This window comes from Pseudomonas sp. CHM02, assembly GCF_000612585.1.
Taxonomy (GTDB): domain Bacteria; phylum Pseudomonadota; class Gammaproteobacteria; order Pseudomonadales; family Pseudomonadaceae; genus Aquipseudomonas.
The window spans coordinates 15,341-33,567 of the sequence record NZ_JFCA01000051.1 but is presented as its reverse complement, the minus strand read 5'-3'; the positions used below and the strand labels follow the sequence as shown (position 1 = coordinate 33,567).

6 protein-coding genes are annotated in these 18,227 nt (G+C 64.0%); 4 read left to right on the top strand and 2 right to left on the bottom strand.

Annotation, left to right across the window (positions count from 1 at the left end; all coding sequences use genetic code 11):
• Window positions 1–7: 7 nt before the first annotated feature.
• Window positions 8–1,786: an acyclic terpene utilization AtuA family protein gene (locus tag BM70_RS0125305; protein ID WP_025858620.1), complete on the bottom strand. Its 1,779-nt coding sequence runs from the start codon at window positions 1,784–1,786 to the stop codon at window positions 8–10.
• A gap of 153 nt (window positions 1,787–1,939) precedes the next feature.
• On the opposite strand from BM70_RS0125305, the gene BM70_RS0125300 reads away from it, so the two are divergent.
• Window positions 1,940–2,563 (top strand): TetR/AcrR family transcriptional regulator, encoded by a 624-nt coding sequence (locus BM70_RS0125300; protein WP_025858619.1) that lies wholly within the window; start codon window positions 1,940–1,942, stop codon window positions 2,561–2,563.
• Window positions 2,564–2,657: 94 nt separating this feature from the next.
• The gene (locus BM70_RS0125295) at window positions 2,658–3,446 is read left to right on the top strand and encodes an ABC transporter substrate-binding protein (RefSeq protein ID WP_025858618.1); all 789 of its coding nucleotides are present in this window, start codon (window positions 2,658–2,660) and stop codon (window positions 3,444–3,446) included.
• 162 nt (window positions 3,447–3,608) lie between these two features.
• Here the strand turns inward: BM70_RS0125295 and BM70_RS0125290 are convergent, their stop codons facing one another.
• Window positions 3,609–4,160 (bottom strand): RNA polymerase factor sigma-70, encoded by a 552-nt coding sequence (locus BM70_RS0125290; RefSeq protein ID WP_005789991.1) that lies wholly within the window; start codon window positions 4,158–4,160, stop codon window positions 3,609–3,611.
• Between the two features lie 302 nt (window positions 4,161–4,462).
• Between BM70_RS0125290 and BM70_RS0125285 the strand changes: the two genes are divergently transcribed.
• Window positions 4,463–5,215 carry a thioesterase II family protein gene (locus BM70_RS0125285; protein WP_025858617.1) on the top strand — a complete coding sequence of 251 codons (753 nt, stop codon included), beginning with the start codon at window positions 4,463–4,465 and terminating at the stop codon, window positions 5,213–5,215.
• Between the two features lie 50 nt (window positions 5,216–5,265).
• On the top strand, window positions 5,266–18,147 hold the full coding sequence (locus BM70_RS0125280; protein ID WP_025858616.1) for a non-ribosomal peptide synthetase: 12,882 nt from the start codon (window positions 5,266–5,268) through the stop codon (window positions 18,145–18,147).
• Window positions 18,148–18,227: the final 80 nt, after the last annotated feature.

Below are 18,227 nucleotides of genomic sequence, written 5' to 3'. Positions count from 1 at the left end.
GCTCCTGTCAGTTGAGAGAGTCTGCGATGTGTTGCGGCACGGCAATGGGGATTTCCAGCAGTTGCTGGGCGAAGGCTTTGCCCTGCGGGTCGATGCGCAGGCTGGCGATGCCGCCACCGCCCAGGGCGTTTTCCAGCAGGAAATTGAGGCTGTGGCTGCCGGGCAGGTACCAACGCTCGACGCGGCCATGCACAGGGTCAAGCACATGGCCCATCCAATCGACGATGACTTCCGGGGCCAGCGCCTCGGCGATCCACGGCAGGTAGTCGGGGTCGCGGGCGATCACGCCGATATTGCTGTGGTTGCCTTTGTCGCCGGAGCGCGCCACGGCCAGTTTCACCAGCGGCACGCTGGCGTCGGCGCGACCTTGGGGCTTGGGCGGATCCATCGGCGCATCGGGCAGGGTGGGGGCGTCGACCTTTGGCAGGGCACAGGCGTGGCGTTCGCCCTGGAAGTCGATCTCTACGGCACAGGACGCCTTGTCGATCAGGAACGAAAACAGCCGGATCAACGGGTACACGGTGGGTCGGCCGCCGACGATGCCAGTCAGGCCCGGCGCCATGCCGGTTGCGGCCTGGGCGATCTCGCGGGCGAACAGCACCAATGCCTGTTTGCTGGGGTGACGCACCGCCAGTTTCACCACCACTTCGCGGCCGTCCTGGCGCATCGCGTGGGCGCCGTAGGTGGCCTCGCTGCCGAGCAGTTCGATGTTCACGTCGGTGTACGGCGCCCAGCCGCGTTGGCTGAACAGTTCAGAGGTCTTGTTGATGATTGCCTGGCTGACCCGTTCGGCCTTGGCCACCGCATCGATCCCGGCGATCAGGCAACTGGCGGTGCAGCGGAAACCATCCGGGTAAGTGGCGCTGACTTTGTACTGGTCGGTCGGCGGCGAACCCTTGGCGCCGTGCAGGCGTACGCAGTGCTTGCCTTGTTGCTGCAATTTGACCTGGCTGAAATCGCAGATCACATCCGGCAGCAGATACGCGTGTGGGTCGCCGATTTCATACAGCAGTTGTTCCGCCACACTGAGTTCGCTGATCAATCCGCCGGTGCCGTCGACCTTGTTGACGGTGAACTGGCCGTCGGCGCTGACTTCGACGATCGGGAAGCCGATGTGCTCGTAGTCCGGCACGTCGCGCCAATCGGTGAAGTTGCCACCGGTGCACTGTGCGCCACACTCGATGATATGCCCGGCCAGTGCGGCCTGGGCGAGGCGGTCGTAGTCCTGCCATGACCAGTCGAATTCATGCACCAGCGCCGCACTGACCACCGCGCTGTCGACCACGCGGCCGGTGATGACGATATCCGCGCCCAGTTTCAGCGCCTGGCTGATACCGGGGGCGCCCAGGTAGGCGTTGGCGGACACGCACAGGGGCGGCAGCGGCGTGCCGTTGAACATGTCGGTGATGCCGCGCAGGTGCTTGAGCTGGGGCTGCAGGTCGTCTCCCAGCAGCACGGCGATTTTCAGTGCAACGCCGGCCTTGTCACAGGCGACTTGCAGGGCGGCGGCGCAGGCCTGGGGGTTGATACCGCCGGCGTTGCTGATCACCCGCACGCCCTGGCGCTGGATATCGGCCAGCAGCGGCGTGAGCACCTCGACAAAATCCGCGGCATAACCGGCCTGGGGATCTTTCATCCGCGCGCCGGCAAGGATCGACATCGTGACTTCCGCCAGGTAGTCGAACACCAGGTAATCCAGCTTGCCACCGTGCACCAATTGGGCGGCGGCGGTGCAGGTGTCACCCCAGAAGGCGCTGGCGCAGCCGATGCGAACCGTCTTGCTCATGAGAAATCCTTCCTCGAATGGCTGGCAACGAGACTACCAAGCAAGCGCTTGGTTTGTAAACTCTAGAAACAAGTTTCACCCAAGCGCTTGCTTGGGTGGCCGGCACGGCCTAAATTGCGGGCCAAGACGTCCGTGGAAGTAGAGGAGAGAGGCATGGATGAGCACAAAGCCCTGCGGGTGATGCGCACCATGGTCGACGGCGGCCAATTGACCGACCCCGACAGCGCCCGGGGCAAGCTGCTGCAGACTGCGGCCCACCTGTTTCGCAACAAGGGCTTCGAGCGTACCACCGTGCGCGACCTGGCCAGCGCCGTGGGCATCCAGTCCGGCAGCATCTTTCATCACTTCAAGAGCAAGGACGAGATCCTGCGCGCGGTGATGGAAGAAACCATCCACTACAACACCGCGATGATGCGCGCTTCGCTTGAAGAAGCGAACAACGTGCGCGAACGCGTGCTGGCGCTGATCCGCTGCGAATTGCAGTCGATCATGGGCGGCAGCGGCGAGGCCATGGCGGTGCTGGTGTACGAGTGGCGCTCGCTGTCGGCCGAGGGCCAGGCCCAGGTGCTGGCCCTGCGTGATGTGTATGAGGCGATCTGGCTGCAGGTACTGGGCGAGGCCAAGGACGCCGGCTATATCCGCGGTGATGTATTTATCACCCGGCGTTTCCTGACGGGAGCCTTGTCCTGGACCACCACCTGGTTTCGCGCCGAAGGCAGCCTGACGCTTGAGCAGTTGGCCGAAGAGGCCCTGCTGATGGTTTTGAAAGCCGATTGAGGTGCAAGCTATTAATTTGCCGGTGGAAAGTTGTCTCTCCAGACAAAAACGCCTAGCTTATCGCCATTAGCGTTTTTCAACGGTGTGTGCCTTGATGTTTTCGCCATGGCGGCTGGCTGCAGGACTTACCTTTTGGGCACTGGGCACCGCGTGGTGTGTGCCAGTCTCGGCTGCGCAATTGGTGCGCATCGGCGCGGCACATTTCCCGCCGTACACCGTACGTCCCGAGCAGGGCGCCGACACCGGCTTGCTGCCACAACTGGTCGAAGCCCTCAACGCCTCGCAAGCCGATTACCAGTTTGTACTGGTGCCCACCTCCATACCGCGGCGTTTCCGTGATTTCGAGCAGGGGCGGGTGGATATGGCCATCTTCGAAAACCCCGACTGGGGCTGGCAGAAGATTCCCCACACTACCGTCGACATGGGCCTGGAAGATGCAGAAATCTTCGTCGCCCAGCGTGAGACCGGTCGCGACCAAAGCTATTTCGCCGACCTCAAGGGCAAACGCCTGGCGGTATTCAGCGGATATCACTACGCCTTCGCCAACTTCAACCCCGATCCCAAGTACATGGCCGAGCACTTCAATGCCACGTTGACCTACTCCCATGACAGCAACCTGCTGATGGTTGCGCGCGGGCGTGCCGACATCGCCTTGGTGACCCGTTCGTACTTGAGTGATTTCATGGTGCGCAATGCGGAGATGGCGGGGCAGTTCCTGGTGTCGGAACGCATCGACCAGGTCTATCACCACTATGCGTTGCTGCGCCCCAAGGCGCCGATCACGGGGGAAGCGTTTTCCGCGTTGCTCAAGCGCTTGCGTGATGACGGCGAGATGCTGAAGATTTTCGAGCCGTATCGTATCGATGTGATGCCGGTGCCCTGACAGGCACGATACAGATCGTCCTGGTGGACATAGGTTCATGTGGGCGCCGGGCTTGCCCGCGATGCAGGCGCCTCGGTGTATCTGTCAAACCGGGTCGTCTGCATCGCAGGCAAGCCAGCTCCCACACTTAATTTGCTGAGTGTCAGATCACTCTGCTGAGCGTCAAACCCGCCGCGCAAACGTATCGCTATGGCTGCCCGACACCTTGCGGCAGTGCACCAGCGCATCACGGATCATGAAGTTCACCAGGGTCGGCGATACCCCCAGTTCCTTGGCGATGTCCTTTTGCGGCACGCCGTGCAGGCGGTACATCTCGAACGCGTAGCGGGTGCGCTGCGGCAGCTCGGTCAGGGCGTCGGCGATGTTTTCCAGGGTATTGAAGTTGATGTGCGAGGTTTCCGGTGAAGCGCCGTGAATAACCACATTCAAGCCTTCCTCTTCCGTCCCGGAGTACTTGAGCTCCAGGGCCTGCTTGCGGTAGTGATCGATCGCCAGGTTGCGCACGATCTGGAACAGATAACTCAATTGAGCCTTGAACGATGAGGTGATCGTCGGTGCCGATTGCAGGCGGAAGTAGGCGTCCTGCACTACGTCTTCGGCTCGGGAGCGGCAGCCGGTAATGCGGGCCGCGATCTTCACCAGAATCAGCCGGTTATCGACGAATGCCTGGAGAAGCGGTGAGTCGCACCTGCCTGTGGATACTTGTTCCGTCATGGAAATCACCTTGTCGCAAAAGAGGTTAGGGGAGGGCGTCCTTGCTGAGGCCTCCTACACATCGGGCAACAAATTATGCTTAATGATAATGATTGTCAAATGAGAAGGCGAACTAATCTTATGCTTTCTTGTTAGGTGTGAACCACGTCTCGCTCGTACCCGGCGACTAATTATTTGCCGGTGCCGTCCGTTCTTCTGGGTGACAGGTCCGTTAGTAAAACGGCCAAGGATCAGCACCCGCAGGAGGACGAAATGGGTTTCTATCGTGCATACAGCGTGTTTCAGTTTGGAGTCGTCGCTCGATGAGTACGCCGACTCGACTGCGCCTGTTCTGCCTGCCCTATTCGGGCGCCAGCGCCATGGTTTATGCGCGCTGGCGCCGAGCCCTGCCTGAGTGGTTGCAGGTGTGCCCGCTGGAATTGCCCGGCCGTGGCATGCGCATGGACGAGCCGCTGCAGCGCGATATCAAGGCCCTGGCCGCGCAGCTCGCGGAGGAAATCAGCCGCGACTTGAGCGGGCCCTATGCGCTGTTCGGCCACAGCCTCGGCGGCCTGCTCGCCTTCGAACTGGCGCACGCCTTGAGCGCTCGTGGCGTGCCCGCGCCGCTGGCATTGTTCGCGTCCGGCACGGCCGGGCCGGCGCGTCGTGACGTCAGCGAATACGCCATCGAAAAAACCGACGAACAACTGATCGCCCGCCTGCGCGAACTGCAGGGCACCACCGAAGAAGCCCTGGCCAACCCCGAGTTGATGCAGTTGATGCTGCCGATCCTGCGCGCCGATTTCCTGCTGTGCGGCAGCTTCACCTACGGCGAGCGCGCACCGCTGGGCATGCCGATCCACGTGTTCGGCGGCAAGCAGGACAGCGTGCGCGCCGACCAGTTGCTCGACTGGCAACTCGACGCTGCCAGCGGCTTTTCCCTGGACATGTTCGACGGTCACCACTTCTTCCTCATGCAGCACGAAAGCGCGGTGTTGCGTTGCATGCGGCGTTACGCCGACGAACACCTGGCCCGCTGGCGCAATGGCGCGGCGCGGCAACTGGCCGCTGGCTAAAAGCTCCCACTTCCCGAATTTCCCGTAAGCCGATTTCAGGCAGGAACCCCATGATGGACGCCTTCGAACTTCCCCGTACTCTGGTCCAGTCCCTTCAGCGCCGCGCTGCGCAGACCCCGGACCAGGTCGCCCTGCGCTTCCTTGCCGAGTCCGCCGAGCACAGCGTGGTACTCAGTTACCGCGACCTGGACCAGCGTGCCCGCACCATTGCCGCTGCCCTGCAAGCCAATGCGGATCTGGGCGACCGTGCGGTGCTGTTGTTCCCCAGCGGTCCGGATTACGTCGCGGCGTTCTTCGGTTGCCTGTACGCCGGGGTCATTGCGGTGCCGGCCTATCCGCCGGAATCCACCCGTCGTCACCATCAGGAGCGCTTGCTGTCGATCATTGCCGACGCCGAGCCGCGCCTGTTGCTGACCATCGCCAGCCTCGCCGATGGCTTGTCGCAGATCGAAAACGCGCCGCCGGTGTTGAGCGTCGACAGTCTGGAGGCAGCGGGCAACTGGATCGCCCCCGACCTGCATCCCGATGACATCGCCTTCCTGCAATACACCTCCGGCTCCACCGCGTTGCCCAAGGGCGTGCAAGTCAGTCACGGCAACCTGGTGGCCAACGAAGTGCTGATCCGTCGCGGTTTCGGCATCGACCTGAACCCGGATGACGTGATCGTCAGTTGGCTGCCGCTGTACCACGACATGGGCCTGATCGGCGGCCTGCTGCAACCGATCTTCAGTGGCGTGCCGTGCGTGCTGATGTCGCCGGCCTACTTTCTCGGCCGGCCGTTGCGCTGGCTCGAAGCGATCAGCGAATACGGCGGCACCATCAGCGGTGGCCCGGATTTCGCCTATCGCCTGTGCAGCGAGCGGGTCAGCGAGTCGGCCCTGGAACGCCTGGACCTGAGCAAATGGCGCGTGGCCTATTCCGGTTCCGAGCCGATCCGCCTCGACACCCTGGAACGCTTCGCCGAGAAGTTCGCCGCTTGCGGTTTCACCCCGAACAATTTCTTCGCCTCCTACGGCCTGGCCGAGGCGACCCTGTTTGTCGCCGGTGGCACCCGGGGCCAGGGCATCCCCGCGCTGCGCGTCGACGAGCAGGCCCTGGCCGCCAACCGCGCCGAGCCGGGGCAGGGCAGTGCGATCATGAGCTGCGGCACCCGCCAGCCCGACCATGCGGTACTGATTGCCGACCCGCACACCCTTGTGGAACTGCCCGACAGCAGCGTCGGCGAACTCTGGGCTAGCGGCCCGAGCATTGCCCACGGCTACTGGCGCAACCCCGAAGCCACCGCCAGGACTTTCGTGCAACACGCCGGCCGCACCTGGCTGCGCACCGGCGACCTGGGTTTTATCCGTGACGGCGAGGTGTACATCACCGGTCGCCTCAAAGACCTGCTGATCGTGCGCGGCCACAACCTGTACCCCCAGGACATCGAGCAGACCATCGAGCGCGAAGTCGAAGTGGTGCGCAAAGGCCGGGTCGCCGCATTTGCGGTGAATGACCAGGGTCTGGAAGGTATTGGCATTGCCGCTGAAATCAGCCGCAGCGTGCAGAAAATCCTGCCGCCCGAAGCGCTGATCAAGGCGATCCGCCAGGCCGTCGCCGAGGCGTACCAGGAGGCGCCGAGCGTGGTGGTGTTGCTCAATCCCGGTGCATTGCCGAAGACCTCCAGCGGCAAGGTGCAACGCGCGGCGTGTGCGCTTCGCCATAAGGATGGCAGCCTCGACAGTTATGCACAGTTCCCTGATCTGCAGGTACAGGCGAGCGATGGTGCGCTGCAGTCCGAACTGCAACAGCAGATCGCTGCGATCTGGTGCGAGCAATTGCAGGTGCCGACAGTGGCCGCCGACGATCATTTCTTCCTGCTTGGCGGCAACTCCATCACGGCCACCCAAGTGGTCGCACGCTTGCGCGAAACCCTCGGCCTGGAACTGAACCTGCGCCTGCTGTTCGAGGCGCCGACCCTGCAAGGCTTTGCCGCGAATGTCGCGCAGTTGCAACAGGACGGCGGCGTCGCCCAGGGCGTGATCCACAGCCTGTCACGCCAGGACGAGTTGCCCCAATCCCTGGCGCAGAACCGCCTGTGGATCACCTGGCAACTGGACCCGCACAGCAGCGCCTACACCATCCCCGGTGCGCTGCGCCTGCGCGGCGAGTTGGATGAAGACGCCGTGCGCGCAAGCTTCCAGCAACTGATCCAGCGCCACGAAGCGCTGCGCACCCGCTTCTACGAAAGAGACGGCCAGGCTTTCCAGCGTATCGATGCCAAGGTGGGGTTCGAGCTGCAAGTCATCGACCTCAGTGATCTGCCGGCGGCCGAACGCGAAGCCCGTGCGCAACAGATCCGCGAAGACGAAGCGCGCACCCAGTTCGACCTGGAAAAAGGCCCGCTGCTGTGGGTGACCCTGGTGCGCCTGGACGATGAAGATCACCAACTGCTGGTAACGCTGCACCACATCATCGCCGACGGCTGGTCGCTGAATATCCTCATTGACGAGTTCTCACGCCTCTACGCGGCCGCTGTCCAGGGTCAAACCCTGGAATTGCCGCCCCTGGCCCTGCAATACGCCGACTACGGCAGCTGGCAGCGCCAATGGCTGGCCGAAGGCGAAGGCGAGCGCCAACTGGCGTACTGGACAGCGCAACTGGGTGAAGAACATCCAACCCTGAGCCTGGCCACCGACCACCCGCGCTCGGTGCACCACCGTCACACGGCCTCGCGCCATAGCGTGCGCTTGGGTGCGAGCCTCAGCGAAGCGATTCGCCAGACCGCCCAGGCCAACGAATCCACCCCGTTCATGCTGTTGCTGGCGGCTTTCCAAAGCCTGCTCTACCGCTACAGCGGCCAGCGTGACATCCGCATCGGCGTGCCCAACGCCAACCGCCCGCGCCGGGAAACCCAGGGCCTGGTCGGCTTCTTCATCAACACCCTGGTACTGCGGGCCGAGCTGGACGGGCGCCTGCCGTTCAGCCAGTTATTGGCCGCGACACGCCAGACGGCAGTAGGCGCCCAGGCCCATCAGGACCTGCCCTTCGAACAATTGCTGGAAGCCTTCCCGCACGCCCGGGAACAGGGCCTGTTCCAGGTCATGTTCAACCACCAGCAGCGTGATTTGAGCGCGTTGCGTCGCTTGCCGGGCATGCTCGCCGACGAGTTGCCCTGGCACAGCCGCGACGCCAAGTTCGACCTGCAACTGCACACCGAAGAAGACCGCAACGGGCGCTTGAGCCTGTCGTTCGACTACGCCGATGAGCTGTTCGAAACCGCGACCATCCAGCGCCTGGCCGAGCACTACATCAACCTGCTGCATGCCGTGTGTGAACAGCCGCAGCAAGCCATCGGCGACCTCAAGCTGATGCAGCAAGACGAGCAGCAACCTTGGAGCGAAGCCCCGTGCGTGCCGGCCCGGCAGTGGCTGCCCGAACTGCTCAATCAGCAGGCCTCGGACAACACCGCCCTGGTCTGGGACGGCGGCAGCCTGACCTTCGCCCAACTGCACACCCAGGCCAACCGCCTGGCCCACTACCTGCGGGACAAAGGCGTCGGCCCGGACGTGTGCGTGGCCATCGCCGCCGAGCGTTCGCCGCAACTGCTGATCGGCCTGCTGGCGATCATCAAGGCCGGTGGCGCCTATGTGCCGCTGGACCCGGATTACCCTGCCGAGCGCCTGGCCTACATGCTCAAGGACAGCGGCGTACACCTGCTGCTGACCCAGACCGCGTTGCTGGAACAGCTCCCGAGTGCCGAAGGTGTGTGCGTGATTGCGATGGACAGCCTGCACCTCGACAGCTGGCCCACCCAGCCGCCCGGCTTGCACCTGGACGGCGATAACCTCGCCTACGTGATCTACACCTCCGGTTCCACCGGCCAGCCCAAAGGCGTGGGCAACACCCATGCAGCCCTGGCCGAGCGCTTGCAGTGGATGCAGGCCACTTATCAGCTCAACGACACCGATGTGCTGATGCAAAAGGCGCCGATCAGTTTCGACGTGTCGGTGTGGGAATGCTTCTGGCCACTGATCAGCGGTTGCCGCCTGGTGCTGGCCGGCCCCGGCGAGCATCGCGACCCGCATCGCATCGCGCAGTTGGTGCAGCAACACGGCGTGACCACGCTGCACTTCGTACCGCCGCTGTTGCAGCTGTTCATTGACGAGCCGCTGGTAGCCGAATGCACCAGCCTGCGCCGCTTGTTCTCCGGCGGCGAAGCCTTGCCAGCCGAACTGCGCAACCGTGTGTTGGCGCAATTGCCGGCGGTGCAGTTGCACAACCGCTATGGCCCGACCGAAACCGCGATCAACGTGACCCACTGGCACTGCCGCACGGAAGACGGCGAGCGTTCGCCGATTGGCCGCCCGTTGGGCAATGTGATCTGCCGCGTGCTGGACGAGCAGCTCAACCCCGTGCCGCTGGGTGTGCCGGGTGAACTGTGCATCGGCGGCATCGGCCTGGCCCGGGGTTACCTGGGCCGCGCCGGGTTGACGGCTGAGCGTTTTGTCGCTGACCACCAAGGGACGCGCCTGTACCGCACCGGTGACCGCGCCCGGTGGAATGCCGACGGTGTGATCGAGTACCTCGGGCGCCTCGACCAGCAGGTCAAGCTGCGCGGCTTCCGCGTCGAGCCGGAAGAAATCGAAGCGCACATGCTCGCGCTGGACGGCATCGCCCAAGCCGTGGTGTTGGTGCGTGATGCACAGCTGATCGGCTATTACACCGCCCAGGCTGAGCTGGACGAACAACAGGTCAGAACTGCCCTGGCCGCCGAGCTGCCGGAGTACATGGTGCCCGCGCTGCTGATGCGTCTGGACGCCATGCCTTTGAGCCCCAGCGGCAAGCTCGACCGCCGCGCATTGCCGGATCCGGTGTGGCAAACCCGTGAGCACGTCGAGCCTGAAACGCCGCTGCAACAGCAGATCGCCGCGATCTGGCGCGAGGTCCTTGGCCTGCCAAAGATCGGCCTGCACGATGACTTTTTCGCCCTCGGCGGCCACTCGTTGCTGGCCACGCAAATCATCTCCCGCACCCGCCAGGCGTGTGACGTCGAGTTGCCGTTGCGCACCTTGTTCGAAGCCAGTGAGTTGGGGGCTTTCGCCGAGCAGGTCGGTCTGATCCAGGCCTCGGGCCAACGCAACCAACAGACCGCCATCGCCAAGGTCGACCGCAGCCAACCGGTGCCGCTGTCCTATTCCCAGCAGCGCATGTGGTTCCTGTGGCAGATGGAACCGGACAGCCCGGCCTACAACGTCGGCGGCATGGCGCGCCTGCGTGGCGTGCTGGATGTGGGGCGTTTCGAGGCGGCGTTGCAGGCCTTGATCATGCGTCACGAAACCCTGCGCACCACCTTCCCGAGTGTCGATGGCGTGGCCTGTCAGAAGGTCTCGTCGCAGACCGGCCTGCGCATGGACTGGCAGGACTTCTCCGCGCTGGACGAAAGCGAACGCCAGCAGCGCTTGCAGCAACTGGCCGATCACGAGGCGCATACGCCGTTCAACCTGGAAACCGGGCCGTTGCTGCGCGCCTGCCTGGTCAAGGCCGGCGAGCGCGACCACTACCTGGTGCTGACCCTGCACCACATCGTCACCGAAGGCTGGGCCATGGACATCTTTGCCCGTGAACTCAGCGCGCTGTACGAAGCCTTTATCGACGAACGCCTGTCACCGTTGGCGCCGCTGCCGGTGCAATACCTCGATTACAGTGTGTGGCAGCGCCAGTGGCTGGAAGCTGGCGAACGTCAGCGCCAACTGGACTACTGGACCGCGCAACTGGGCAACGAACACCCGTTGCTGGAACTGCCCGGCGACCGTCCACGGCCACCGGTGCAAAGCCACCGGGGCGAGCTGTACCGCTTTGATCTGAGCGATGACCTGGCAGCCCGTGTGCGTGCCTTCAATGCCGAACGCGGCCTCACGCTGTTCATGACCATGACCGCCACACTGGCCGTGTTGCTCTACCGCTACAGCGGCCAGACCGACCTGCGCATCGGCGCCCCTGTGGCCAACCGCATTCGCCCGGAAAGCGAAGGGCTGATCGGTGCCTTCCTCAACACCCAGGTGCTGCGTTGCCAGCTCAATGGGCAGATGAATGTCGCTGAATTGTTCGAACAGGTGCGCCACACCGTGATCGAAGGCCAGTCCCATCAGGACCTGCCATTCGACCACCTGGTGGAAGCCCTGCAGCCGCCGCGTAGTGCGGCGTACAACCCGCTGTTCCAGGTGATGTGCAACGTGCAGCGCTGGGAATTCCAGCAGAGCCGCCAACTGGCCGGCATGACCGTCGAGTACCTGGCCAACGATGCGCGCGCGACCAAGTTCGACCTCAACCTGGAAGTCACCGACCTCGACCATCGCCTGGGTTGCTGCCTGACCTACAGCACCGACCTGTTCGACGAGCCGCGCATTGCGCGCATGGCCGAACATTGGCGCAATCTGCTGGAAGCGTTGATCGCCGACCCGCAACAGCGCCTCAGCGAACTGCCGTTGCTGACTGTCGCCGAGCAGCGCGCATTGCAGGACAGCCTGGGCATCGAGGCGGGCGAACACCGTCTCGACCAATGCATCCATCAACTGTTCAGCCAGCAAGCGGCAGCCCGTGGCGATGCCCCCGCGCTGACCTTCGCCGGTGAAACGCTGGGTTATCGCGAGCTCGACGCCCGCGCCAACCGCCTGGCCTGGATGCTGCGCGAGCGCGGCGTCGGCCCGCAGGTGCGCGTAGGCCTGGCGCTGCCGCGCTCGCTGGAAATGGTCATCGGCCTGCTGGCGATCCTTAAGGCGGGCGGCGCCTACGTGCCGCTGGACCCGGAATACCCGCTGGACCGTTTGCACTACATGATCGAAGACAGCGGCATCGGCCTGCTGCTCAGCGATGCGGCGATGTTCGCAGCGCTCGGCGAATTGCCGGCGAACTTGGCGTGCTGGTGCCTGGAAGATGACTTGCCGGCGCTCGCCAACTACCCGGCCGATGCGCTGCCGTTTATCAGCCTTCCGCAACATCAGGCGTACTTGATCTACACCTCTGGTTCCACCGGAAAGCCGAAAGGCGTGGTGGTATCCCACGGTGAAATCGCCATGCATTGCACGGCGGTGATCGAGCGATTTGGCATGCGCCCTGATGACTGCGAACTGCACTTCTATTCGATCAACTTCGACGCTGCCACCGAGCGTTTGCTGGTGCCGCTGCTCAGTGGCGCGCAGGTGGTGTTGCGTGCCCAGGGCCAGTGGGATGCCGAAGAAATCTGCGCGCTGATCCGTACCCATCACATCAACATCCTGGGCTTCACGCCGAGCTATGGCAGCCAGTTGGCGCAATGGCTGGCGACCCAGCAGCAGACGTTGCCGGTGCGCATGTGCATCACCGGTGGTGAAGCGCTTACCGGCGAACACTTGCAGCGCATCCGTGCCGCGTTCCAGCCGCAGGTGTTTTTCAATGCCTATGGCCCGACTGAAACGGTGGTGATGCCACTGGCCAGCCTCGCGCCCGAGCACTTGGAGGAGGGCGCTGCGAGCGTGCCGATCGGCAGCATTATCGGTGACCGCGTGGCCTATATTCTCGACGCCGACCTGGCGTTGGTGCCGCAAGGCGCGATCGGCGAGTTGTACGTCGGCGGCGCCGGCCTGGCCCAGGGGTATCACCAGCGTCGGGGGATGACCGCCGAGCGTTTTGTCGCCGACCCGTTTGCCCACAATGGCGGGCGCCTGTACCGCACCGGCGACCTGGTGCACCAACGTGCCGATGGCCTGGTGGAGTACCTGGGGCGTATCGACCATCAGGTGAAGATCCGCGGTTTCCGTATCGAACTGGGCGAAATCGAAACCCGCCTGCTGGAACACGACGCCGTGCGCGAAGCGGTGGTGCTGGCGCTGGATTCGCCGAGTGGCAAACAACTGGTGGCGTACCTGGTCAGCGATGCCGAGCACGGCGCATTACGCGATGCGCTCAAGGCTCATCTCAAGGCACAACTGCCGGACTACATGGTGCCGGCGCACCTGATCGTGCTCGACAGCATGCCGCTGACCGCCAACGGCAAACTCGATCGCCGTGCCTTGCCGCAACCGGATCCCGAGGCGAATCGCCAAACCTATGTGGCGCCACGCAACGAGCTTGAAAGCACGTTGGCCGCCATCTGGTGCGCCGTGTTGAACGTGCAGCAAGTCGGCCTGGACGATAACTTCTTTGAACTGGGCGGCGACTCGATCCTGTCGATCCAGGTGGTCAGCCGTGCGCGGCAGGCCGGGATTCATTTCAGCCCCCGCGACCTGTTCCAGCACCAGACCGTGCAAACCCTCGCCGCCGTCGCCACCCGTTCCGAGCAGGTCACGGCCGAGCAAGGTGTGTTGACCGGCTCCTCCGGGCTGACGCCGATCCAGCACTGGTTCTTCGACACCGAGATTCCACAGCGTCAGCACTGGAACCAGGCGCTGGTCCTCAAGCCGTTGCAACTGCTGGAACCCCATCGTCTGGAGCAAGCGTTGCTGGCCGTGCTGGAGCACCACGACGCCCTGCGCCTGAGCTTCTCCCCGCGTGACGCGCAATGGCATGCCGAGCATTTGGCCGTGCCGCAAGGCGGCGTGCTGATGCAGGCGCAAGTGCGCGATATGGCGCACTGCACCGCGCTGTTCACCGACACCCAGCGCAGCCTCGACCTGGAACACGGCCCGCTGCTGCGTGCCTTGCTGGTGGATGGGCCCGAGGGGCAGCAGCGCCTGTTGATCGCGATCCATCACCTGGTGGTGGACGGCGTGTCCTGGCGTTTCTTGCTCGAAGATCTGCAGACGGTCTATCGCCAGTTGAGCGACGGCCAGTCCGTCAGCCTGCCGGCCAAGACCAGCGCCCTGCGCGATTGGGCTGCGCGTTTGCAGGCCTACGCCGGCAGCGAATCCCTGCGTGAAGAATTGAGCGTCTGGCAGGCACAGTTGGCGGGGCCTGACGCGGCGTTGCCGGTGGCGCGCCCGCACGGTTCGCTGCGTCACCGCGACGCCGACACCGTCAGCGTGCGCCTGGATGCCGAGCATACGCGCCAGTTGTTGCAACAGGCCCCGAGCGCCTACCGCACCCAGGTCAACGACCTGCTGCTGACCGCCTTGGCCCGTGTGCTGTGCCGCTGGAGCGGCCACGCGTCGGCGCTGATCCAGCTGGAAGGCCACGGCCGCGAAACCCTGTTCGATGACATCGACCTGACCCGCAGCGTCGGCTGGTTCACCAGTGCCTATCCGCTGCGGCTGACCCCGCAAGCCGGGCAGGGCGATTCGATCAAGGCGATCAAGGAGCAATTGCGTGGCGTGCCGCATAAAGGCCTGGGCTATGGCGTGCTGCGCTACCTGGCCGATGATCTGTGCAACCGGAGCATGGCCGCACTGCCGAGCGCGCAGCTCACCTTCAACTACCTGGGGCAGTTCGACCAGAGCTTTGGCGCCGATGCACTGTTCCATCCGCTGGACGAGTCCGCAGGCCTGGCCCATGACCCGGATGCACCGCTGCCCAACGAACTGAGCGTCGACAGCCAGGTGTACGGCGGTGAGCTGGTGCTGCGCTGGACCTTCAGCCGCGAGCGCCTCGATCAGCACAGCGTGCGCGAATTGGCCGAGGCGTACCTGGCTGAACTGCAAAGCCTGACCCAGCACTGCCTTCAGGACGGTGCCGGTGGTCTTACACCGTCCGACTTCCCGCTGGCCCACCTGTCCCAGTCGCAACTCGACAGCCTGCCGGTACCGGCCAACGTCATCGAAGACGTCTACCCGCTGACGCCGATGCAGGAAGGCCTGCTGCTGCACACCCTGCTGGAACCAGGCACCGGCCTGTACTACATGCAGGACCGCTACCGCATCAACAGCGCCCTGGACCCCGAGCGTTTCGCCCAGGCCTGGCAAGCGGTGATCGCCCGTCACGAAGCCTTGCGCGCCTCGTTCTGCTGGAACGTCGGTGAAGACATGCTGCAAGTGATTCACACACCGGGCAGTACGCCGATTGAGTACCTGGACTGGAGCCAGGCCCCGGAAAGCGAACAGGAACCGCGTCTGCAGGCGCTGCTCAAGCAAGAACGCGAAGCCGGTTTCGATCTGCTCAACCAGGCACCGTTCCACCTGCGCCTGATCCGCGTCGGCGAAGCGCGGTACTGGTTCATGATGAGCAACCACCACATCCTCATCGATGCCTGGTGCCGTTCGTTGTTGATGAATGATTTCTTCGACATCTACATGGCCCTGGGCGAAGGCCGCGAAGCGCAACTGGCCACGCCGCCGCGTTATCGCGACTACATCGCCTGGCTGCAACGCCAGAACCTCAACGAGGCGCGCCAGTGGTGGCAGCAGAACCTGCAAGGGTTCGAGCGCACCACGCCGATCCCGAGCGACCGGCCGTTCCTGCGTGAACACGCGGGCCACAGCGGCGGCATGGTGGTGGGCGACTGCTACACCCGCCTCGACGCCCGCGACGGTGCACAACTGCGCGAACTGGCCCAGGCTCATCAACTGACCGTCAACACCTTCGCCCAGGCGGCATGGGCGCTGGTGCTGCGGCGCTTGAGCGGCGACCGTGACGTGCTGTTCGGCGTCACCGTGGCCGGGCGCCCGGTGGAAATGCCCGAGATGCAACGCACGGTTGGCCTGTTCATCAACAGCATCGCGCTGCGGGTGAAACTGCCCGAGGACGATCAGCGTTGCAGCGTGCGCCAATGGTTGAGCGGCTTGCTCGACAGCAACATGCAACTGCGCGAGTACGAATACCTGCCGCTGGTGACGATCCAGGAACACAGCGAATTGCCCAAGGGCCAGCCGCTGTTCGACAGCCTGTTCGTGTTCGAAAACGCGCCGGTGGAGGTCTCGGTGCTGGACCGCGCGCAAAGCCTGAATGCCACCTCGGACTCCGGCCGCACCCACACCAACTTCCCGTTGACCGCCGTGTGTTATCCGGGCGATGACCTTGGTTTGCACCTGTCCTACGACCAGCGCTACTTCGACGAGACCACCGTGCAAGGCATGCTCGGCGAGTTCAAGCGCCTGCTGCTGGCGCTGGTCCAAGGCTTCCATGGCGACATGGCCGACCTGCCGCTGATCGGCGAGCAGGAACGCGGGTTCCTGGTGGAGGGCTGTAACCAGAGCGCGCATGACTATCCGCTGGAACGCAGCTATGTCGAGCTGTTCGAAGAGCAGGTGGCCGCGCATCCGCAGCGTATCGCCGCCAGCTGCCTCGACCAGCAATGGACGTATGACGCGCTGAACCGCCGCAGTAACGGCCTGGGCCACGCGCTGGTCAGCGCAGGCGTCGGCCTGGATCAACCCGTGGCGTTGCTGGCCGAACGCAACCTTGACCTGCTGGGCATGATCATCGGCAGCTTCAAGGCCGGTGCCGGCTACCTGCCGCTCGACCCAGGCCTGCCGAGCCAGCGTTTGCGCAGCATTATCGACCTGAGCCGCACACCGCTGCTGGTGTGCACCGAGGCATGTCGCGAGCAGGCCATCGAGTTGCTGGAAGGCTTCGACTGCCAGTTGCTGGTGTGGGAAGAAGTGCCTGCACGCGGCGAAAACCCCGGCATCTACAGCGGTCCGGACAACCTCGCTTATGTGATCTATACCTCGGGTTCCACCGGCCTGCCCAAGGGCGTGATGGTGGAGCAGCGCGGCATGCTCAATAACCAGCTGAGCAAGGTGCCGTACCTGGCGTTGAGCGACGCGGACGTGATTGCGCAAACCGCTTCGCAGAGCTTCGATATTTCCGTGTGGCAATTCCTTGCCGCACCGCTGTTCGGTGCGCGGGTGGACATCGTGCCGAACACTCTCGCCCATGATCCCCAAGGCTTGCTGGAACATGTCCAGGCCCAGGGCATTACCGTGCTGGAAAGCGTGCCGTCGCTGATCCAGGGCATGTTGGCCCAGGACCGCATCAGCCTGGATGGCCTGCGCTGGATGCTGCCAACCGGCGAAGCGATGCCACCGGAGCTGGCGCATCAGTGGTTGTTGCGTTACCCCGAGATCGGGCTGGTGAACGCTTATGGTCCGGCGGAATGTTCCGACGATGTGGCGTTCTATCGCGTCGACCTGGCGTCGACCCGTGGCACCTACTTGCCGATTGGTACGCCGACCGACAACAACCGCTTGTACCTGCTGGATGGCGCGCTGGAACTGGTGCCGCAAGGCGCAGTTGGCGAGTTGTGCGTTGCCGGTACCGGTGTCGGTCGTGGCTACGTCAGCGACCCGCTGCGCACCGCTCCCGTGTTTGTACCCAACCCGTTCGGCGCGCCCGGCGAACGCCTCTACCGCACCGGCGACCTCGCGCGCCGTCGCAGTGACGGTGTGCTGGAGTACGTCGGGCGTGTCGACCATCAAGTGAAGATTCGCGGCTACCGCATCGAACTGGGTGAAATCGAAGCGCGCCTGCACGAACAACCGGAAGTGCGCGATGCGGCGGTAGGCGTGCAGGAAGGCGTCAACGGCAAGCACCTGGTCGGCTACCTGGTGGCGGCGGATGAGGCACTGAACCCAAGCGAACGCCTCGACCGCATCAAGCAACGCCTGCGTGCCGAGCTGCCGGAATACATGGTGCCGCTGCACTGGCTCTGGCTCGACCGCCTGCCGCTCAACGCCAATGGCAAACTCGACCGCAAGGCGTTGCCTGCACTGGAGATTGGCCAGTTGCAAAGCCAGGATTACCTGGCGCCGCGCAACGAGCTGGAAACCACCTTGGCCGCGATCTGGGCCGAAGTGCTGAAGGTTGAGCGGGTGGGGGTGCAGGACAACTTCTTCGAACTGGGCGGGCATTCGTTGCTGGCCACACAGATTGCCTCGCGGGTGCAGAAGACTTTGCAGCGGGATGTGCCGCTGCGAGCGATGTTCGAGTGCAGCACGGTGGGGGAATTGGCTGAGTATATCGATGGGTTGGCGGCTAATGAGATCAGCGCCGAGAAGGTGGATCGGTTGAGTGATTTGATGGCGGAGTTGGAGGGACTCTGAGCGGGCCACTTGTCAGAACTGTCAGATCTGACAGTAGGCGAGACTTCTGATCCAAGCGCTAGATAGCCAAAATTTCAGGC

What these genes read in the sequence shown, in the direction of transcription:
- BM70_RS0125305 (WP_025858620.1), bottom strand. Translation starts at nt 1,786, where the DNA reads ATGAGCAAGACGGTTCGCATCGGCTGCGCCAGCGCCTTCTGGGGTGAC.
- BM70_RS0125300 (WP_025858619.1), top strand. Translation starts at nt 1,940, where the DNA reads ATGGATGAGCACAAAGCCCTGCGGGTGATGCGCACCATGGTCGACGGC.
- BM70_RS0125295 (WP_025858618.1), top strand. Translation starts at nt 2,658, where the DNA reads ATGTTTTCGCCATGGCGGCTGGCTGCAGGACTTACCTTTTGGGCACTG.
- BM70_RS0125290 (WP_005789991.1), bottom strand. Translation starts at nt 4,160, where the DNA reads ATGACGGAACAAGTATCCACAGGCAGGTGCGACTCACCGCTTCTCCAG.
- BM70_RS0125285 (WP_025858617.1), top strand. Translation starts at nt 4,463, where the DNA reads ATGAGTACGCCGACTCGACTGCGCCTGTTCTGCCTGCCCTATTCGGGC.
- BM70_RS0125280 (WP_025858616.1), top strand. Translation starts at nt 5,266, where the DNA reads ATGATGGACGCCTTCGAACTTCCCCGTACTCTGGTCCAGTCCCTTCAG.